This window comes from Roseomonas sp. WA12 (assembly GCF_054165765.1).
On record NZ_CM135108.1, the window covers coordinates 2,699,395 to 2,716,106 of the forward strand.

Annotated in this window: 17 protein-coding genes; 9 read left to right on the plus strand and 8 right to left on the minus strand. The window is 70.4% G+C overall.

Annotated features, from left to right (window positions below; translation table 11 throughout):
* Positions 1-17: 17 nt before the first annotated feature.
* Entirely contained in the window at positions 18-1,010 is a 993-nt protein-coding gene (locus ACVBD7_RS12955) for a Bug family tripartite tricarboxylate transporter substrate binding protein (protein ID WP_458093651.1), read from the minus strand.
* A 117-nt stretch (positions 1,011-1,127) separates the two neighbouring features.
* On the opposite strand from ACVBD7_RS12955, the gene ACVBD7_RS12960 reads away from it, so the two are divergent.
* Complete coding sequence (locus ACVBD7_RS12960; RefSeq protein ID WP_458093652.1) at positions 1,128-2,195, plus strand: NAD/NADP octopine/nopaline dehydrogenase family protein; 1,068 nt, start codon at positions 1,128-1,130, stop codon at positions 2,193-2,195.
* A 187-nt stretch (positions 2,196-2,382) separates the two neighbouring features.
* Positions 2,383-2,619 carry a hypothetical protein gene (locus ACVBD7_RS12965; protein WP_458093653.1) on the plus strand — a complete coding sequence of 79 codons (237 nt, stop codon included), beginning with the start codon at positions 2,383-2,385 and terminating at the stop codon, positions 2,617-2,619.
* 11 nt (positions 2,620-2,630) lie between these two features.
* Here ACVBD7_RS12965 and ACVBD7_RS12970 read toward each other — a convergent pair whose 3' ends face one another.
* From ACVBD7_RS12970 to ACVBD7_RS12990, 5 genes are all read right to left on the minus strand, one after another.
* A complete protein-coding gene (locus ACVBD7_RS12970; RefSeq protein WP_458093654.1) occupies positions 2,631-3,605 on the minus strand; it encodes a Bug family tripartite tricarboxylate transporter substrate binding protein in 975 nt (324 codons plus the stop codon).
* Positions 3,606-3,748: 143 nt separating this feature from the next.
* A complete protein-coding gene (locus ACVBD7_RS12975; RefSeq protein WP_458093655.1) occupies positions 3,749-4,675 on the minus strand; it encodes an amino acid ABC transporter ATP-binding protein in 927 nt (308 codons plus the stop codon).
* A complete protein-coding gene (locus tag ACVBD7_RS12980) occupies positions 4,675-5,331 on the minus strand; it encodes an amino acid ABC transporter permease (protein WP_458093656.1) in 657 nt (218 codons plus the stop codon). The genes ACVBD7_RS12975 and ACVBD7_RS12980 overlap by 1 nt, the downstream gene beginning before the upstream one ends.
* A complete protein-coding gene (locus tag ACVBD7_RS12985; protein ID WP_458093657.1) occupies positions 5,328-5,966 on the minus strand; it encodes an amino acid ABC transporter permease in 639 nt (212 codons plus the stop codon). The genes ACVBD7_RS12980 and ACVBD7_RS12985 overlap by 4 nt, the downstream gene beginning before the upstream one ends.
* A gap of 6 nt (positions 5,967-5,972) precedes the next feature.
* Positions 5,973-6,806, minus strand: coding sequence for a transporter substrate-binding domain-containing protein (locus ACVBD7_RS12990; protein ID WP_458093658.1), 834 nt, complete (start codon positions 6,804-6,806; stop codon positions 5,973-5,975).
* Positions 6,807-7,007: 201 nt separating this feature from the next.
* On the opposite strand from ACVBD7_RS12990, the gene ACVBD7_RS12995 reads away from it, so the two are divergent.
* From ACVBD7_RS12995 to ACVBD7_RS13025, 7 genes are all read left to right on the plus strand, one after another.
* A complete protein-coding gene (locus ACVBD7_RS12995; protein ID WP_458093659.1) occupies positions 7,008-7,970 on the plus strand; it encodes an isopenicillin N synthase family dioxygenase in 963 nt (320 codons plus the stop codon).
* A 4-nt stretch (positions 7,971-7,974) separates the two neighbouring features.
* Positions 7,975-8,721: a UTRA domain-containing protein gene (locus tag ACVBD7_RS13000; RefSeq protein WP_458093660.1), complete on the plus strand. Its 747-nt coding sequence runs from the start codon at positions 7,975-7,977 to the stop codon at positions 8,719-8,721.
* A gap of 10 nt (positions 8,722-8,731) precedes the next feature.
* Positions 8,732-10,405, plus strand: a complete 1,674-nt coding sequence (gene hutU / locus ACVBD7_RS13005; RefSeq protein ID WP_458093661.1) for a urocanate hydratase — start codon at positions 8,732-8,734, stop codon at positions 10,403-10,405.
* On the plus strand, positions 10,405-11,883 hold the full coding sequence (gene hutH, locus ACVBD7_RS13010) for a histidine ammonia-lyase (protein WP_458093662.1): 1,479 nt from the start codon (positions 10,405-10,407) through the stop codon (positions 11,881-11,883). Before hutU ends, hutH begins: the two co-directional genes overlap by 1 nt.
* Before the next feature lie 37 nt (positions 11,884-11,920).
* Positions 11,921-13,072: an imidazolonepropionase gene (gene hutI / locus ACVBD7_RS13015; RefSeq protein WP_458097695.1), complete on the plus strand. Its 1,152-nt coding sequence runs from the start codon at positions 11,921-11,923 to the stop codon at positions 13,070-13,072.
* A gap of 41 nt (positions 13,073-13,113) precedes the next feature.
* Positions 13,114-13,944: a formate dehydrogenase accessory sulfurtransferase FdhD gene (fdhD, locus tag ACVBD7_RS13020; RefSeq protein WP_458093663.1), complete on the plus strand. Its 831-nt coding sequence runs from the start codon at positions 13,114-13,116 to the stop codon at positions 13,942-13,944.
* 95 nt (positions 13,945-14,039) lie between these two features.
* Positions 14,040-14,750 (plus strand): metal-dependent hydrolase, encoded by a 711-nt coding sequence (locus tag ACVBD7_RS13025; RefSeq protein ID WP_458093664.1) that lies wholly within the window; start codon positions 14,040-14,042, stop codon positions 14,748-14,750.
* Positions 14,751-14,886: 136 nt separating this feature from the next.
* Here ACVBD7_RS13025 and ACVBD7_RS13030 read toward each other — a convergent pair whose 3' ends face one another.
* Together ACVBD7_RS13030 and ACVBD7_RS13035 are read right to left on the minus strand one after the other, a co-directional pair.
* Entirely contained in the window at positions 14,887-15,768 is an 882-nt protein-coding gene (locus tag ACVBD7_RS13030; protein WP_458093665.1) for an ABC transporter permease, read from the minus strand.
* Entirely contained in the window at positions 15,765-16,712 is a 948-nt protein-coding gene (locus ACVBD7_RS13035; protein ID WP_458093666.1) for an ABC transporter permease, read from the minus strand. The genes ACVBD7_RS13030 and ACVBD7_RS13035 overlap by 4 nt, the downstream gene beginning before the upstream one ends.

Genomic DNA, 16,712 nt, shown 5'->3' on the forward strand with positions numbered 1-16,712 from the left:
CCCTCCCCCGGCCTTCCCTACTCGTTCCGCGCCCCTGACTGCCGCACCAGCGCCGCATGCCGCCCGATCTCCTCATGCAGGAAGGTGGCGAGGCGCGCGGGCGGGCCGCCGAGGGTAGTCATGCCCTGCTGGTCGAAGCGCGCCTTCGCCTCGGGATCGGTGAGGACCTCGTTGGCGAGCGCGTTCAGGCGCTGCACGAAGGCGGGGTCCGATCCCTTCGGAAGGAACAGGCCGAACCAGGTGCCGAAGACGAGGCCGGGCATGCCGAGCTCGGCGGTGGTGGGCACGTCAGGCAGTTGGGGAGAGCGGCGGTCGTCCAGGATGGCGATGGGGGTGACCGCGCCCGCGCGCACCTGCGGGCCGACGCCGGTGATGAGGTTGAACATCGCCTGGATGCGGCCGGAAAGGAGGTCCGTCACGCCCGCCGCCGGCGAGGTGTAGGGCACATGCGTCATCTGCGCGCCGGTGAGGGATTTGTAGAGCTCGCCCGCGAGATGCATGGACGAGCCGTTGCCGGTGGAACCGAAATTGATGGCGCCAGGATTCGTGCGGGCATAGGCGCCGAACTGCTCGAGGTTGCGGATCGGTAGGTCCTTGTTCACGACGAGGACGTTGGGGACGTTGCCGATGAGGATGACCGGTTCGAAATCCTTCTCGGGGTCGAACGGCAGATCACGGTAGAGGGCGGGGCCGGTTGCCAGCGTCCCGGCCCAGGACCAGAGGATCGTGTAGCCATCGGGTGCGGAGCGCGCGCCAGCCAGGGCTCCGATGTTGCCGTTGGCACCGCCGCGGTTGTCGATGATCACGCGCTGGCCGATGCGCTTCTCCAGCTCCTGCGCGAAGACGCGGGCCAGCGTATCCGCCGTGCCACCGCCGCCTGGCGCGGGCACGATGATGCGGACGGGGCGGTTGGGCCAGGCATCGCCCGAGGGGGCCGGCTGCGCATGGGCTGCGGGCAGCAGGGCTGCGGCGGAGAGAAGCAGGGCGCTGCGGCGCGAAAGGGTCATCATCGGAGCTCCCGAAGGCGGTTGCGCGAGCTTAGGCGTGATCGGCGGCCGGATGGAAATGGGCGCTTGCCGGCAGGGGCTGCGTCGGGATGATCGCGCGGCAGGGATGGAGGGGTGGCCATGCGTTTGACTGTGCTGGGGGCGGGTGCGGTTGGGCCGGCGGCGGCGGTGCTGGCGGCGTCGCGCGGACATTCGGTGTCGATCTGGTCGCCCTCGGGTGCGGGCACCGCTGGGATCGGGGACTCGATTGAGGCGGAGGGCGCCGTCACCGGCAACCTGCCGCTACGCGTGGTGGCCGATCTGGCGGAGGCGCTGCACGACGTAGATGTCGCGCTACTTGCAGTGCCCGCCTATGCGCTGCCCTCGCTGCTGCCGCGCATCGCGGAGGTGCTGCCCCCGGAGCTTCCGCTGCTGATTGCGCCCGCGGCGTCGCTCGCGCCGCTGGCGCTGGATGCATTGCTGGCTGCGCGCGGAGCGCCCGCACGGCGGGCCGCGATCGGCGCCATGGCCACCACTCCGGTGACCGCGCGCCGCGTCGCACCCGGGCGGGTGCGGGTGGCCGCTATCCGCGCCGCGGTGGACATGGCCGCCCTGCCCGCCTCAGCCGCGCCTGACATGGGGGCCTTGGCAACGGCGCTGTTCGGGCATGCCAGCCCCGCGGCGCCCAACGCGCTGCATGCCGGGCTCGCCAATGCCAACCCCATCATCCATGCCGTGCTCGCACTCACCAACGTCACGCGCATCGAGCGCGCGGAGGACTGGCCGCAATACGCGCTGATGACGCCCGCCGCCTGCCGCATGATGGAGGCGCTGGCCGCGGAGCGCGGGGCGCTGGCAGAGTCCTTCGGGATCACCGTGCTCAGCCTTGGCGAGTCTCTGCATCGCGCCAATGGCGTGCCGCTCGGTCCGCTGGAGGAGATAGCGGCAGCCATCGCCATCTCGCGCGGGTCTGTGGCAGGCCCTACGTCGATGGAGACGCGCTATGTGACCGAGGACGTGCCCTACGGACTGGCCTTCTATCTCTGGCTCGCGCGCGAGCGCGGGCTGGCAATGCCGGTGACGGAGGCCACGGTCACCGCGCTCGAAGTGTTATGGGCCCGAAATCTCCGGCGAAACCCGTTGGTGGATCCGCTCGTTTCTGAAGCGCTCGATTCAGCGCTGCGGCATGGCATCGGGCGAGGTGCATAGGCAGGGCCAATCGCGGGCATCGTTACGACCTGGCTGTTTGCCCCGGGCGGCACGCCGCATGTTCCGCCCCGTCCCGCCCGATCCCGGTACGGACACTGCGATGGAGTGCGGCACGTGGCCCTTTACCAGAATGGCTGACGGTCCTGCGGCGGGCCGGCCCCGCGCAAAGGCGGCAGGGCGCGCGGAGATGCAGGACGCGGTCGTGCGCGAGCTCATTGCCGAGGGGGTACGCGCAGCGCTTCAGGACGGTGCGCGCGCCGCGTCCGACCCAGTCGCCTTTCTCCGCCAAGCTGCGGTGGAGGTAGAACTCGTGGTAAACATATTGTCCACGGCGCAGCCGAGCAAAGGAGCCGAGTTGCGCGCCATCATCGCGGAGGAGGTGGCTGTAACCGCGAAGGCGCTGATCGGCCGACAGAACAACTAGGTCGGCGCGCCCTAGTCCAACCGGATGTCGAGCGGCGCGGCAACTCGGGTCCAACGGTCGAGGTCGGCCTGCAGCACTGCGGCGAAGGCCGCCCCATCGCCGCCATTCGGGGTAACGCCGAGACCATCGAGACGCGTGCGGACGAGATCGCTCGCCATCGCCGTGCGGAAGGCCTCGGCGAGGCGTGTGACGATCGGCGCCGGCGTGCCGCGCGGCGCGGAAAGGCCCGTCCAGATGCTGGCCTCGAAGCCGGGGACGCCGGCTTCGATAAGTGTGGGAATGTCGGGGGTGGCCGGAAAGCGGCTCTGCGAGGTGACGGCCATCACCTTGAACTGCGCGCCCGATGCGGCGAGCACGGAGGGAACGGAGACGAACATCAGCGCGATGCGCCCGGCCGCGAGATCGTTGAAGGCTGCCGCCGCACCGCGATAGGGCACATGCTCGACATTCAGGCGCTCGCGCGCCTTCAGGTCCTCCATGATGAGATGGGTGTTGGTGCCGATGCCGGTGGAGGCATAGGGCAGCGGCTGCGGCGCCTCCCGTGCCAGGCGCAGCAGCGCCTGTGCGTCGGCGACTGGAAGCTGCGGGGCGGCGAGCAGGGCGACAGGGCTGTCGCTGAGGTGAAGGATCGGCGCGAAGTCGGTGATTGGGTCGTAAGGCAGGCGGCGGCCGATCGCCTTGGCGATGGTGAGTTGGCCGGCGGTGGCGAGGAGAAGGGTGAGGCCGTCCGGCGCCGCCCGCGCGACAGCTTCCGCGCCCAGCACGCCACCGGCGCCCGCGCGGTTCTCCACAACGACGGTCTGGCCGAGTAAGGGCCCCGCCGCCTGGGCGAGGAGGCGGCCGAGGACATCCTGAGAGCCGCCGGGGGCAAAGGGTACGACCAGCCGGATCGGCGCCTCCGGCGCCCAACGCGGCTGCACCGGCGCCTGGGCCTCCGCGGCGAGCGGCGCGAGGGCGGTGAGAGAGAGAAGGGCGCGTCGCTGCATCGAGGGTGGTCCTTGGACTGCCCCGATGGTCGCGCTGGCTGCTCCCGGCCGCAAGGTGAGGCTCATGGCGCTTGATGCGACTAGGCAGGGCGCAGGGTACGGGCGCCGTAGGTAGTCACGGCCACACGGGCAGCCGCCATGGGTCAGGCGCCCGGCTTGGGGCTGGAGATCGGCAGGCCCTCGCCGGGCGGGTTTGCGACGGCATCGAGCAGCGAGAAGCCGGCTAGCGGCTGCGCTGGGTCCTGCGTGCCGCCGAGCAGCGCGAAGGGCTCCGAAGGAGAGAGGCCGAGGAGGGACATTGTACTGGCGGGGGCCGGAATGGGTTGCGGGGCGGGATCGGGCGCCCAAGCGACGCGCTGAAGATAGGTGGCGAGGAAGCGGCGAAGGCGCGGTTCCTCGGCATCGCGGAACACGGCTTGTGCGGGTCCGTCCACCAGCACGCGGCCGTGGTCGAGGAAGACCGCGCGGGAGGCGACCGAGGCAACGAAACCCATCTCGTGCGAGACGACGAGCATGGTCATACCGGTTTCGGCAAGGCCACGGATAACATCCAGCACCTCCGTCGTCAGCTCGGGATCGAGGCTGGCTGTGGGCTCGTCGAAGAGGATGAGACGGGGTTCCATGGCCAGCGTGCGCGCGATGGCGATGCGCTGCTGCTGGCCGCCCGAAAGCTGCGCGGGACGGCGGCCGGCAAGCTTCAGCAGGCCCACGCGATCCAGCATCGCCTGGGCACGCTCGGCGGCCTCAGCGCGCGGCAGCTTGCGCACGAGGCGAAGGGCAAGGGCGACGTTCTCCTGCGCGGTGAGATGCGGCCAGAGGTTGAACTGCTGGAACACCATGCCGACCGTGCCGTCGCCCGGCATGGGCGCGCGGCCCTCCACAAGCACGCGTCCGCCGGTGAGCGGATCGAGCCCCGCGATGCAGCGGAGCAGGGAGGACTTGCCGGAGCCACTGGGGCCGATCAGCCCGACGACCTGGCCCTTTTCCACGGCGAGATCGATGCTGGCGAGGATCTGCGTGTCGCCGACGCGGCGCTCCAGCTTCTCGGCGAGGAGGAAGGGCGTTGTCATCATGCTGTTCCGAGGGTGGCGCGGGCGATGCCGCGTTCCAGGCGCCGCGCGGCGAAGGCGGTGAGCTCGACCAGCGCCCAGTAGGTGAGCGCGAGCGCCGCCATGGTCTGGGCGAAGGCAAAAGTGGCGCTGCCAACGCCGGAGACGGTAAAGGTGAGTTCCGGCACGGTGATGATGGAGAGGATGGCGGTCTCCTTGATGAGGATGACCGCGAGATTGGCAAGGGCCGGCAGCACGGAGAGCGCCATCTCCGGAAGGAGGATGCGCAGGATGGTCTGGTGCGTGGGAAGGCCGAGCAGGCGCGCCGCCTCCGTGTGGCCCGGCGGAATGGAGCGGAAGCCGGCGCGGAAGACCTCGCTGAAATAGGCGGAGGCGTAGATGGAGAGGGCGAGCCAGCCGGCGAGGATCGGCGTCAGATCCAGGCCGATGAAGGGGCCGCCATAGTAGAGCAGGAAGGCCTGCACGACGAAGGGCACGCCGCGCACCACTTCCACCAGGACAGCCAGCACGGCGTTCAGCAGGGCCGGGCCGAAATGGCGCGCGCAGGCGACGAGCACGCCCAGGACCAGGCCGGTCGCGACGGAGGCGAGCCAGATGCCGATGGTAAGCGGCAGGCCGCGCACCACCGCGCCGAGGGTTTCGGCGACGACACTCATGCGATGCGGCGCCCTTCCCAGCCGATCGCCATCAGCACGAAGTTGATGGCCAGGTAGATGGCGCCGCAGAGAGCGTAGGATTCCAGCGGCATGAAGGTGGACGAGGCGAGTGCCTGGGATGCGCGGGTCAGTTCAAGAATCCCCACCATGGAAATGAGGGAGGAGGCCTTCATGATCATGATTGCCTCGCCGACGATGGCCGGGCGCATGGCGCGCGCCGCGATGGGCAGGCGGATGCGGAGGAAGGATTGTGCGCGGGTGAGCCCGAGAAGGCGCGCGGCCTCCACCGCGCCCGGCGGCACGGTGGCCAGGCCGCCGCGCAGGATTTCCGCCATATAGGCCGCGCAGCACAGGCCAAGCGTGCCGACCGCCGCGACGATGGCGGGGATATCCAACCCCACGAAGGGCAGCGCGTAATAGGCGAGCAGGAGCTGCACCAGCAGCGGCACGCCGCGGAAGAAGCTGATGTAGAGGGTGGCGAAGGCTCGCAGCCCGCGCAGCCCGGAGGTGGCGGCGGCGGCGAGCACCGCCCCCGCCGCGAAGCCGAGTGCGATGGCGGCCAGAGAGACCGCCACCGTGGCCACCGCCCCGCGCAGCAGCGCGGGGAGGGCCTCCTGGATGAAGTTCCAGTCCACCGAAGTTTAGAGCGCGGGCTCGATGGGGCGGTCGGGCGTCTCGAAGGCCTGGCCGAACCACTTGGTCTGCATGGCGGCCAGCCGGCCGTCGTTGCGCATCTTCACGATGGTCGCGTCCAGCGCATCCATCAGCGGCGCGGAATCTGCATCCTTGCGGCTGATGTAGCCGAAGAAGGAGCGCGTGCCGAAGGGCGGCTGCACCACCGTGAAAACGTTGGGGCGCTGCTTGGCCACATAGGCGATGTTGGGCAGGGAGTTCGCGACCGCCACGACGCGACCGGCCGCGAGATCCGCATAGGCCTCGGAGAAGGACGGGTATTCGCGGATTGGCGGCGTGGTGCCCGGCAGGGTGGCGACGAAGGCCTGGAACTGGGCGAGCTGCGCGGTGGCCGTGGCACCGCCGAGCTGCTTGCCGGCGATGTCCTGCGGCTTGGTGATGCTGGCGTCGTTGGTGCGCCGCAGCAAGGCGACGGTCGCCTCGGCGACGGGGACGGAGAAGCGGTAGCGCTCGGCGCGCGCCTTGGTGATGGTGGCGGGCCCGCCGACCAGGTCGTAGCGGCCGGCTTCCAGGCCAGGCAGCACGGCGGGCCAGGGCAGGTCCTGGAAGGTGATCTTCACGCCGATATCCTTCCCGAACTCGGCGAAGAGCTCGGCATTCAACCCGGTCTGACGACCGCCCTCGGTGAAGTCGAAGGGCGCAAAATGCATCTCGGTGGCGACCACGAGCTCACCGGCACGCTTAGCCTTGTCGAGATTGTTCGCCGCGGCGCGCCGGATGAAGGCCGTGGCCAAGCCGGCGCCGAGGGTACCTGCCCCGAGGCCACGTCGCGTGATGCTCATCCTGCTTCTCCTGCCGCCGCGGACGACTCCGGGCCTGATGCTGATGGGATGGTGACGGTCCTGCTGCGCTCGCGCCAGACATGACCAACTTGACATGACAGGTCATAATCGTAAGCTTCCCGTTGCCGGTCGATCAAGGGACGTTCTGGTCCCTCCGCCTGAAAGTCGGGCGAGCCGGATGGGGCAAAGCGCATGGCGGGCATGACCTCTCTCCCCGTGATCGATGTTTCGGGATTGGTGGGCGGATCAGCAAATGCCGTGCCGCAGGTGGCCGCCGCGATCCGCGCCGCCTGCACCGGTCCGGGCTTCTTCTACGTCTCCGGCCATGGCGTGCCAGAGGCCGTGATCGCCGGGGCGGCGGGCACCGCGCGCGACTTCTTCCGTCTCCCCGCCGAGACGAAGGCGCAGGTGCGCGCCAATGCCCTGCATCGCGGCTGGCACGCCATGGGCGGGGCGCTGATGGAAGGCGCGAAGCACACCGACCGCAAGGAGTTCTTCTCCATCGGGCTGGAGCTGCCGGCGGACGACCCCGCGGTGCTGGCCGGGGAGCCCCTGCGCGGCCCGAACCAGTGGCCGGATTTCGCCCCGGCGCTGCGCCCGGCCATGTCGGCCTATTACGACGCCATGTTCGCGCTAGGCGGGCGGCTGCTGCGGGCGGTGGCGGTCAGCCTGGAGCTGGATGAGGGCTTCTTCGTGCCGCGCTACACCAAGCCGCTGCAGCGGACCCAGGCGATCTTCTACCCGCCGCAGGAGGTTGGCGCGGAGGAGGAGATCTTCGGCCTGGCCCCGCACACGGATTTCGGCTGCATCACGCTGCTGTGGCAGGACGACAATGGCGGGCTGCAGGTGCGGGAACGGCAGAGCGGCGGCTGGATCGACGTCCCTCCCCTGCCCGGCACCTTCGTGGTGAATGTGGGGGACCTGCTCGGGCGCTGGAGCAACGACCGCTTCGCCTCCACCCCGCATCGTGTGGTGAACCGCAGCGGGCGGGAGAGGATGTCGATCGCCACCTTCCACGACCCGGATTTCGGCGCGCTGATCGACCCGCGCGAGCTCGGCACGCCGGAGGGCGAGGCGCGCTACGAGCCGATCACCGCCGGGCGCCATATCCTGAACCGGTTCGACCAGGCCTTCGGCTACCGCAAGACGCTGGTGGCGGGCTGACGCCGTGCCGGATGGCGGCGCGCCGAAGCCGCGCTACGTGGCGGTGAAGGACTTCGTGCTGTCGCGCATCGCCTCGGGCGAGTGGGGCGTGCATGCGCGAGTTCCCAGCGAGAACGAGCTGGGGCCGATGCTGGGCGTCTCGCGTATCACCGTGAACCGTGCCTTCGCCGAGCTTGCGCGGGAGGGACGGCTGCGGAAGGTGCCGGGGGTGGGCACTTTCGTCGCGGAAGGAAAGCCGCGCACGGGGCTGACGAGCATCGAGAGCATCGCGGAGGAGATCCGCGGGCGCGGGATGGAGTGGTCCTGCGAGGTGCTGGCGCTCGGCACTGCATCGCGGACCGAGGAGGCGGCGGATGCGCTGGGCCTGCCGCGCGGCGGGCGGGTGGTGGGGTCGATGATCCTGCATTTGGGCGATGGGCTGCCGATCCAGTTGGAGGAGCGGTTCATCCGCCCGGGTTACGCGCCCGGCTATGCGGAGCAGGATTTCTCCGGCCGCACGAGCTACGACTTCCTGCGCGAGGTTGGCGAGGTGACGGAGATGGAGCAGGCCGTGACGGCCATCCTTCCCAATGCGCCGGTCGCGCGGCTTCTCGCGGTGGGGCCGCGCGATCCCTGCCTGGTGATCCGCCGGCGCACCTTCCGCCGTGGCGAGGCCACGACCTTCTCCCGCCTGACCCAGCCCGCAAGCCGCTTCGAGCTCTCCGGCCGATACCGGATGCAGGACGGGCCGCACGGCCATTACAGCTTCTGAGGACGTGACGATGGACAATCCCCGCCTCCGCAACGCGCCGGCCATCCGGGCCGCGCGCGGCAGCCAGCTTTCCGCCAGGCACTGGGTGACGGAGGCGCCGCTGCGGATGCTGATGAACAACCTGGATGACGAAGTCGCGGAGAACCCCGGCGCGCTCGTCGTCTATGGCGGGATCGGGCGCGCGGCGCGGGATTGGCGCAGCTACGAGATGATCTGCGACGTGCTCCGGCGGCTGGATGACACGCAGACCCTGCTCGTGCAGTCCGGCAAGCCCGTGGGCGTGTTCGAGACGCATGCGGATGCGCCGCGCGTGCTGATCGCCAATTCCAACATCGTGCCGGCCTGGGCGAATTGGGAGCAGTTCAATGCGCTCGATCGCGCGGGGCTGATGATGTACGGGCAGATGACCGCCGGGTCCTGGATCTATATCGGGTCCCAGGGAATCGTACAGGGCACCTACGAGACCTTCGCCGAGGCGGGGCGGCAGCATTTCGGCGGTGATTTGTCGGGGCGCTGGATCCTGACCGGCGGGCTCGGCGGCATGGGTGGGGCGCAGCCGCTGGCGGGCGTTTTCGCGGGCGCTTCGGTGCTGGCGGTGGAATGCCAGCCGAGCAGCATCGAGAAGCGGCTGCAGACGCGCTACCTCGACTACCGCACCTCCAGCGTGGACGAGGCGCTGGCGATGATCGGCGCGGCCTGCATCGAGAAGCGTGCGGTCAGCGTCGGGCTGCTGGGCAATGCGGCGGAGGTGTTCCCGGAGCTGGTGCGACGCGGGGTGGTGCCGGATATCGTGACGGACCAGACCTCCGCGCATGATCCCTCCAACGGCTACCTGCCCGCGGGCTGGACGCTGAGCGAGTGGCACGCGAAGCGGGAGAGTGATCCGAAAGCCGTCGCGGCCGCGGCGAAGCACAGCATGGTCGCGCATGTGCAGGCGATGCTCGACTTCAAGCGCATGGGCGCCGTGGTGATGGATTACGGCAACAACATCCGCCAGATGGCGAAGGACGAGGGGCTGGCCGAGGCCTTCGACTTCCCGGGCTTCGTGCCGGCCTATATCCGGCCGCTGTTCTGCCGTGGCGTCGGGCCCTTCCGCTGGGCGGCGCTGTCGGGCGACCCCGAGGATATCCGCCGTACGGACGCCAAGGTGCGCGAGCTGATCCCGGACGACCCGCATCTGCATCGCTGGCTCGACATGGCGCAGGCGCGCATCGCCTTCCAGGGGCTGCCGGCGCGGATTTGCTGGGTGGGGCTGGGCCAGCGGCACCGGCTGGGGCTGGCCTTCAACGAAATGGTGGCGTCGGGCGAGCTGTCCGCGCCTGTCGTGATCGGGCGGGACCACCTGGATTCCGGCTCCGTCGCCTCTCCGAACCGCGAGACAGAGGCGATGATGGATGGGTCGGACGCCGTGTCCGACTGGCCCTTGCTAAACGCGCTGCTGAACACGGCCTCGGGCGCGACCTGGGTGTCACTGCATCATGGCGGCGGCGTCGGCATGGGGTACTCGCAGCATGCGGGCATGGTGATCGTGGCGGATGGCACGCCGGATGCGGCGCGGCGGCTCAAGCGGGTGCTGTGGAACGATCCGGCATCCGGCGTGATGCGCCATGCGGATGCGGGCTACGAGCTGGCGAAGGATTGTGCACGGGCCTACGGGCTCGATCTGCCGATGGTGCAATCCTGATGGCGACCTTGACCGATCTGCGCGCCGTGATGGATGGCGCGCCGCTCCAACTGCCCGAGGGCTGGCGTGAGGCGGTGCGGGCCAGCCATTCGGCGCTCGCCGCGCGGCTTGAGGCGGGTGAGGTGATGTACGGGGTGAACACCGGCTTCGGGAAGCTGGCGGGCACCCGGATCGCGCCGGATGCGCTGGTGCGGCTGCAGCTGAACCTGGTGCGCAGCCATGCCTCGGGCGTGGGAGAGCCCCTGCCCCGGCCCGTGGTGCGGCTGGTGCTGGCGCTGAAGGCGCTGTCCCTCGCGCGCGGGGCCTCCGCGGTGCGGGAGGAGACCGTGGAGGCGCTGCTGCGGCTGCTCGAAGCGGATGCGCTGCCGGTGATCCCGGCGCGGGGTTCCGTCGGGGCCTCCGGTGACCTGGCGCCGCTCGCGCATCTGTCCATGGTGCTGATCGGCGAGGGCGAGGCGGTGCTGGACGGCCGGCTGTTGCCGGGCGGGGAGGCGCTGGCGCGGCTGGGTCTTTCGCCCCTGCCGCTCGGCCCGAAGGAGGGGCTGGCGCTGCTGAACGGCACGCAGGTTTCCACCGCCATCGCGCTTGTCGGGCTGTTCCGGGCGCAGGACCTGTTCGCCACCGCGCTGGTGGCGGGGGCGATGAGCACGGAGGGCGTCCGGGGTTCCGACACGCCCTTCGATGCGCGCATCCACGCGCTGCGCGGCCAGCCCGGGCAGATCCGGGCGGCCTCCTTCCTGCGCGGGCTGATGGCGGGCAGCGCCATCCGCGAGAGCCATCGGGTGGACGATCCGCGCGTGCAGGACCCCTATTCGATCCGCTGCCAGCCGCAGGTAATGGGCGCCTGCCTGGACGCGCTGGACCATGCGGCCTCGGTACTGGAGCGCGAGGCGAATGCGGTGACGGACAACCCGCTCGTCACGGAAGGCGAGGTGCTGTCGGGCGGCAACTTCCATGCGGAGCCGGTGGCCTTCGCGGCGGACCATCTTGCCCTTGCCCTGGCCGAGATCGGCGCGCTGTCGGAGCGGCGGATCGCGCTACTGACCGATCCCGCACTGTCCGGCCTGCCGGCCTTCCTCGTGCGCGAGGGCGGGTTGAATTCCGGGTTCATGATCGCGCAGGTGACGGCCGCCGCGCTGGCGAGCGAGCAGAAATCGCTCGCCCATCCGCGCAGCGTGGACAGCATGCCGACCTCCGCCAACCAGGAGGACCATGTGAGCATGGCGACCGGCGCCGCGCTGCGGCTGCTGCCGATGGCGCGCAACCTGCGCGACATCCTGGCGATCGAGCTGCTGGCCGCGGCGCAGGCGATCGAGTTCCATCGCCCGCTGCGCTCCTCCATGCCGCTCGAGGCCGCGCATGGGCTGGTGCGCGGCGTGGCGGCGGCCTGGGACGCGGACCGGTACATGGCGCCCGACATCGCGGTCGTCTCCGGGCTCATCGAGGAGAGGCGCTTCGCCGAGATCGCCCGTGGCTAGGTTCGACCGGGTTTGGGTCGGCGCCCATCTCTGCACCATGCAGGACGGGCTGGGCGTGGTCCGGGATGCGGCGCTGGCGGCGAAGGATGGGCGGATCGCCTGGGTGGGGCCGCGCGCGGAGCTTCCGGCGCATGACGCGCCGGAGACGGATTGCGGCGGCGCCTGGATCCTGCCGGGGCTGGTGGATTGCCACACCCATCTCGTCTTCGGCGGCGACCGGGCCGGTGAGTTCGAGCGGCGCCTGATGGGCGTGAGCTATGAGGAGATCGCGCGCGAGGGCGGCGGCATCCTGTCCACCGTGCGGGCTACGCGCGCGGCGGATGAGGAGGTGCTGCTCGCCGCCGCGCTGCCGCGGCTGGATGGGCTGTTGGCGGAAGGCGTGACCACGATCGAGGTGAAGTCCGGCTACGGGCTGGAATTCGAGGCCGAGCGCCGGATGCTGCGCACGGCGCGCGCGCTGGGACGGGAGCGGGTGGTTTCCGTGGCGACCAGCTTCCTCGGCGCCCATGCGGTGCCGCCCGAATTCAAGGGGCGGCAGGGGAGGTATGCGGCGCTCGTCATCGAGATGCTCTCCCGCCTGGCCGAGGAAGGGCTGGTGGATGCGGTGGATGCGTTTTGCGAGCGCATCGCCTTCACCCCGGAGGAGACGGCGGCGGTGTTCGCGGCCGCGCGTGCGCTCGGCCTGCCCGTGAAGCTGCATGCGGACCAGTTGAGCGACCTGGGCGGCGCGGCGCTGGCGGCGCGGTACGGCGCGCTTTCGGCCGATCACCTGGAACATGCCTCGGCCGAGGGTCTGGCGGCGATGGCGGCGGCGGGCACTGTCGCGGTGCTGCTGCCGGGCGCGACCTACTTCATTCGCGAGGAGCGGCATCCCGACATTGCCGCGATGCGCGCGGCCGGGCTGCGGATGGCGGTGGCGACGGACATGAACCCGGGCTCCTCCCCCGCGCGCTCCCTGCTGCTGATGCTGAACCTCGCCTGTACGCTGTACCGGCTGACGGTGGAGGAGGCGCTGCTGGGCGTCACGCGCCACGCCGCGGCGGCATTGGGCCTGGCGGATCGGGGCGTGCTGGCGCCGGGGATGCGTTGCGACCTGGCGCTGTTCCGCGTCGAGGCGCCGGCGGAGCTCTGTTACTGGCTCGGCGGCAATCCCTGCGCCGGGCGGGTGGTGGCGGGGGTGGACGCGTAGGCCCCTTGAATCCCGAGCCCAGCGGTGCCGAATCCAGGGGCATGACCGAGTCCGCCTCCCTGCCGCCGAGCAGCCGCCCCGCCACCGCGCTCATCCTCGGCGCCGATGGCGAGGCCCGGCCGACCACCCGGGCCGTGCCGGAGGAGGTGCCGGTCAGCCTCGTCTATTCCTCGGTTCCTTTCGCCGTGATGATGCTGACGCCGGCCGATCTCGAAGATTTCGCCTACGGGTTCAGCCTGACGGAGGGGATCGTCGCCGATGCGTCCGGCATCCGGGAGGTGGCGGTGGAGGCGGAGCCGCGCGGATTGCGGCTGGCGATCCGGCTCGCCCCCTCGGCGCTGACCGCGCATCTCGCACGGCGGCGCTCCATCGCCGGGCGGACGGGATGCGGCGTCTGCGGCATCGAGGAGCTGGACCAGATGCCCCAGGCAATGCCGCCGGAGGGCCCTGCGCCCGCGATCGACCTGATCGCCATCCGCCGCGCGGTGGATGCGCTGGAGGGCGCCCAGCCGCTGAATGACGAGACCCGCGCGGTTCACGCCGCCGCCTTCGCGGGGCCGGACGGGCGGCTGATCGCGGTGCGCGAGGATGTCGGCCGGCACAACGCGCTGGACAAGCTGGCGGGCGCCCTGATGCGGCAGGGCGTGCAGGCGGCGGAGGGCTTCGTCGTCGTTACCAGCCGCTGCTCCTTCGAGCTGGTGGAGAAGACGGCCTCCATCGGCGCGCGCTGTCTCGTCGCCATTTCCGCCCCGACCGCGCTGGCGCTGGACCGGGCGCGGGCGTTGGACATGAACCTCGTCGCGGTAGCGCGGCGGGACACGGTGACGGTCTTCCATGGGATGGAGCGGGTGCGCGGGGCCGTGACGGGCTGACCCGCCCACGGGCTTTTGCACTGGCTCTGCTGGCCGCCCTTCCCCGCCGCGGCTAAACACGGCGCGTCCTGGCCTGCCCAGGAGAGGAGAGCCGCATGAAGATCACCTGGTTCGGACACTCGGCCTTCCGGCTGGAATTCGGCAGCGCGGTGGTGCTGATCGACCCCTTCCTGACCGGCAATTCCACCTTCAAGGGCACGGTGGAGGAGGCCTCCCGCGGGGCGACCCATATCGTGCTGACCCATGGCCATGGCGACCACACCGGCGACACCGCGGCCATCGCCGCCGCGACCGGCGCCAAGCTCGTGACCAATGCCGAGTTGTGCCAGTATTTCAGCCGCAAGGGCGTGGCGAAGACCGACCCGATGAACACCGGCGGCACGACCGACCAGGGCGAGTTCACGGTGTCGCTGACCATCGCCTTCCACTCCTCGGCCGCGATGGACGAGAACGGCGTGATCCAGGATCTGGGCCTGCCGAACGGCGTGGTGATCACGCCCAAGGATTCCGCCCAGCCCGTGGTCTACCACATGGGCGACACGGATGTTTTCTCGGACATGGCGCTGATCGGCGAGCTGTACCGGCCGAAGGTGGCCATGGTGCCGATGGGCGACCGCTTCACCATGGGCGCGCGCGGCGCGGCGCTGGCGATGACGCGCTTCCTGCCGGATGTGCCCGTGGTGATCCCCTGCCACTTCGGCACCTTCCCGATCATCGCGCCGTCCGCGGACGAGTTCCTGCGGGAGATGGGCGCGCAGGCCGGGCGGGTGCGGGTGCCTGTGCCGGGGGAAGCCTTCGAGGTTTGAAAGGCCGGGGAGAAGGAATTTTCCCCGGACCCCTCATCTTTTTCTATCGGGCTGCCGCGGAACAACGGCCGCGGGTGCGCCAGCAAACACCCGAGAAAAAGGAGGGGGACCGGGGGAATTCGCTCCCCCGGCCTTCTCAGCGGCCCCGCCCCCGCGGATCAAGCGCGTCGCGCAGACCGTCGCCCAGCAGGTTGAAGGCGAGCACCACCAGGAAGATCGCCAACCCGGGATAGATCGCCATCCACGGCGCCTGGGTGAGGAAGCGCTGCGCCGCGTTGAGCATCGAGCCCCAGGACGGGTTGGGAGGCTGCTGGCCCAGCCCGAGGAAGGAGAGCGAGGCCTCCGCGATGATCGCCTCCGCGATCGAGAGGGTGGCCTGCACCAGGAGCGGCGGCACGATGTTGGGCAGGACATGCACCAGCGCGATCCGCCAGGGCGGATTGCCGAGCGAGCGTGCGGCTTCCACCCATTCCGTCGATTTCGCCTCCATCGCCATGCCGCGCGACAGCCGCACGAAGATGGGGCTGGCGGAGATGGCGATGGCGAGCATTGCGTTTTCCAGCGCGGGGCCGAGGAAGGCCGCGAGGGCGATGGCGAGGATGAGGAAGGGCACCGAGAGCATCGCGTCGGTGACGCGGGAGATGACCGTATCCACCCAGCCGCCCGCCAGCCCCGCCAGGAGGCCGAAGGGCACGCCCAGCAGCAGCGCGGCCGTGACGGAGAGCGCACCGGCCATGAGCGAGGCCCGCGCGCCCCAGAGCACGCGGGAGAAGACATCGCGCCCGTTCTCGTCCGTGCCGAACCAGAACAGTTCGGAGGGCGGGCGGCGGATGCGGGACCAGGAGGTGGCGATGGGATCGTAGGGCGCGATCCAGGGCGCCAGGGCGGCCGCCAGCACGAAGATCAGGACCACGGCGAGGCCCAGCACCGCCAGCCGGTGGCGCAGGAAGCGCCGGACCGCGCGCCGGCCGGGGCTGTCGGCGCGCGGCACGGCGGGAACGGTCGCGGTCGCGCTCATGCCGTGCGCAGCCGGGGGTTGATGGCCATGTAGAGCATGTCCCCGATGAGGGAGAGGCTGACGAAGATCACCGCCGTGACCACCACCACCCCCTGCACCACCGGGTAGTCGCGGTTGAACACAGCATCCACGATCAGCTTGCCGAAGCCGGGGATGGAGAAGATCTGCTCCGTCAGCACCGCGCCGGCCAGCAGCCGGCCCAGCTCGATCGTGCCCAGCGTCACCACCGGGATCAGCGCATTGCGCAGCGCGTGGCGGCCAATGACCACGCGCTCGGGCAGGCCCTTGGCGCGGGCGGTGCGAACGTAGTCCTGCCCGAGCGCGCCGATCATCGCGGCGCGGGTGTGGCGCATGAACACCCCGGCGATGCCGCCGCCCAGCACGAAGGCGGGCATGATGGTGGTAGCCAGGGACTGCCGCCAGTCCTCGGTGAGTGGCACGTAGCCGGAGGGCGGGAGCCAGCCCAGCTGCACGCTGAACAGCAGGATCATCATGATCCCCAGCCAGAAATTCGGCGTGGAGATGCCCGCCAGCGCGATGCCGTTCGCGGCCCAGTCGGCCGGGCGGTCGCGATAGGCGGCGGAAATGATGCCCGCAGGCACGCCGATCGCCACGGAGATGACAAAGGCCATGAGGCCGAGCTGCAGCGTGACCGGCAGCTTTTCCAGGATGAGAGAGCCGACGGGCTGGCGGATGCGCCAGGAGAAGCCGAGATCACCATGCAGCAGGCGCCACAGCCAAGCGCCGTACTGCTCCCACAATGGGCGGTCGAGCATCAGCTCCGCGCGGATCTCGGCCAGCACCTGCGGATCGCCCCGCTCCTCGCCCGCCATAATGATGGCCGGGTCGCCCGGCATCAGCTGCTGCAGGGCGAAGATCAGCACCGAGAGGATGAGCAGCGTGGGGATGATCTGCCCCAGCCGCCGGAGAAGCCATCCCCACAT

Coding starts and splice junctions, on each gene's coding strand:
- ACVBD7_RS12955 (WP_458093651.1), bottom strand. CDS start 1,010: ATGATGACCCTTTCGCGCCGCAGCGCCCTGCTTCTCTCCGCCGCAGCC.
- ACVBD7_RS12960 (WP_458093652.1), top strand. CDS start 1,128: ATGCGTTTGACTGTGCTGGGGGCGGGTGCGGTTGGGCCGGCGGCGGCG.
- ACVBD7_RS12965 (WP_458093653.1), top strand. CDS start 2,383: ATGCAGGACGCGGTCGTGCGCGAGCTCATTGCCGAGGGGGTACGCGCA.
- ACVBD7_RS12970 (WP_458093654.1), bottom strand. CDS start 3,605: ATGCAGCGACGCGCCCTTCTCTCTCTCACCGCCCTCGCGCCGCTCGCC.
- ACVBD7_RS12975 (WP_458093655.1), bottom strand. CDS start 4,675: ATGACAACGCCCTTCCTCCTCGCCGAGAAGCTGGAGCGCCGCGTCGGC.
- ACVBD7_RS12980 (WP_458093656.1), bottom strand. CDS start 5,331: ATGAGTGTCGTCGCCGAAACCCTCGGCGCGGTGGTGCGCGGCCTGCCG.
- ACVBD7_RS12990 (WP_458093658.1), bottom strand. CDS start 6,806: ATGAGCATCACGCGACGTGGCCTCGGGGCAGGTACCCTCGGCGCCGGC.
- ACVBD7_RS12995 (WP_458093659.1), top strand. CDS start 7,008: ATGACCTCTCTCCCCGTGATCGATGTTTCGGGATTGGTGGGCGGATCA.
- hutU (WP_458093661.1), top strand. CDS start 8,732: ATGGACAATCCCCGCCTCCGCAACGCGCCGGCCATCCGGGCCGCGCGC.
- hutH (WP_458093662.1), top strand. CDS start 10,405: ATGGCGACCTTGACCGATCTGCGCGCCGTGATGGATGGCGCGCCGCTC.
- hutI (WP_458097695.1), top strand. CDS start 11,921: ATGCAGGACGGGCTGGGCGTGGTCCGGGATGCGGCGCTGGCGGCGAAG.
- fdhD (WP_458093663.1), top strand. CDS start 13,114: ATGACCGAGTCCGCCTCCCTGCCGCCGAGCAGCCGCCCCGCCACCGCG.
- ACVBD7_RS13025 (WP_458093664.1), top strand. CDS start 14,040: ATGAAGATCACCTGGTTCGGACACTCGGCCTTCCGGCTGGAATTCGGC.
- ACVBD7_RS13030 (WP_458093665.1), bottom strand. CDS start 15,768: ATGAGCGCGACCGCGACCGTTCCCGCCGTGCCGCGCGCCGACAGCCCC.
- ACVBD7_RS13035 (WP_458093666.1), bottom strand. CDS start 16,712: ATGTGGGGATGGCTTCTCCGGCGGCTGGGGCAGATCATCCCCACGCTG.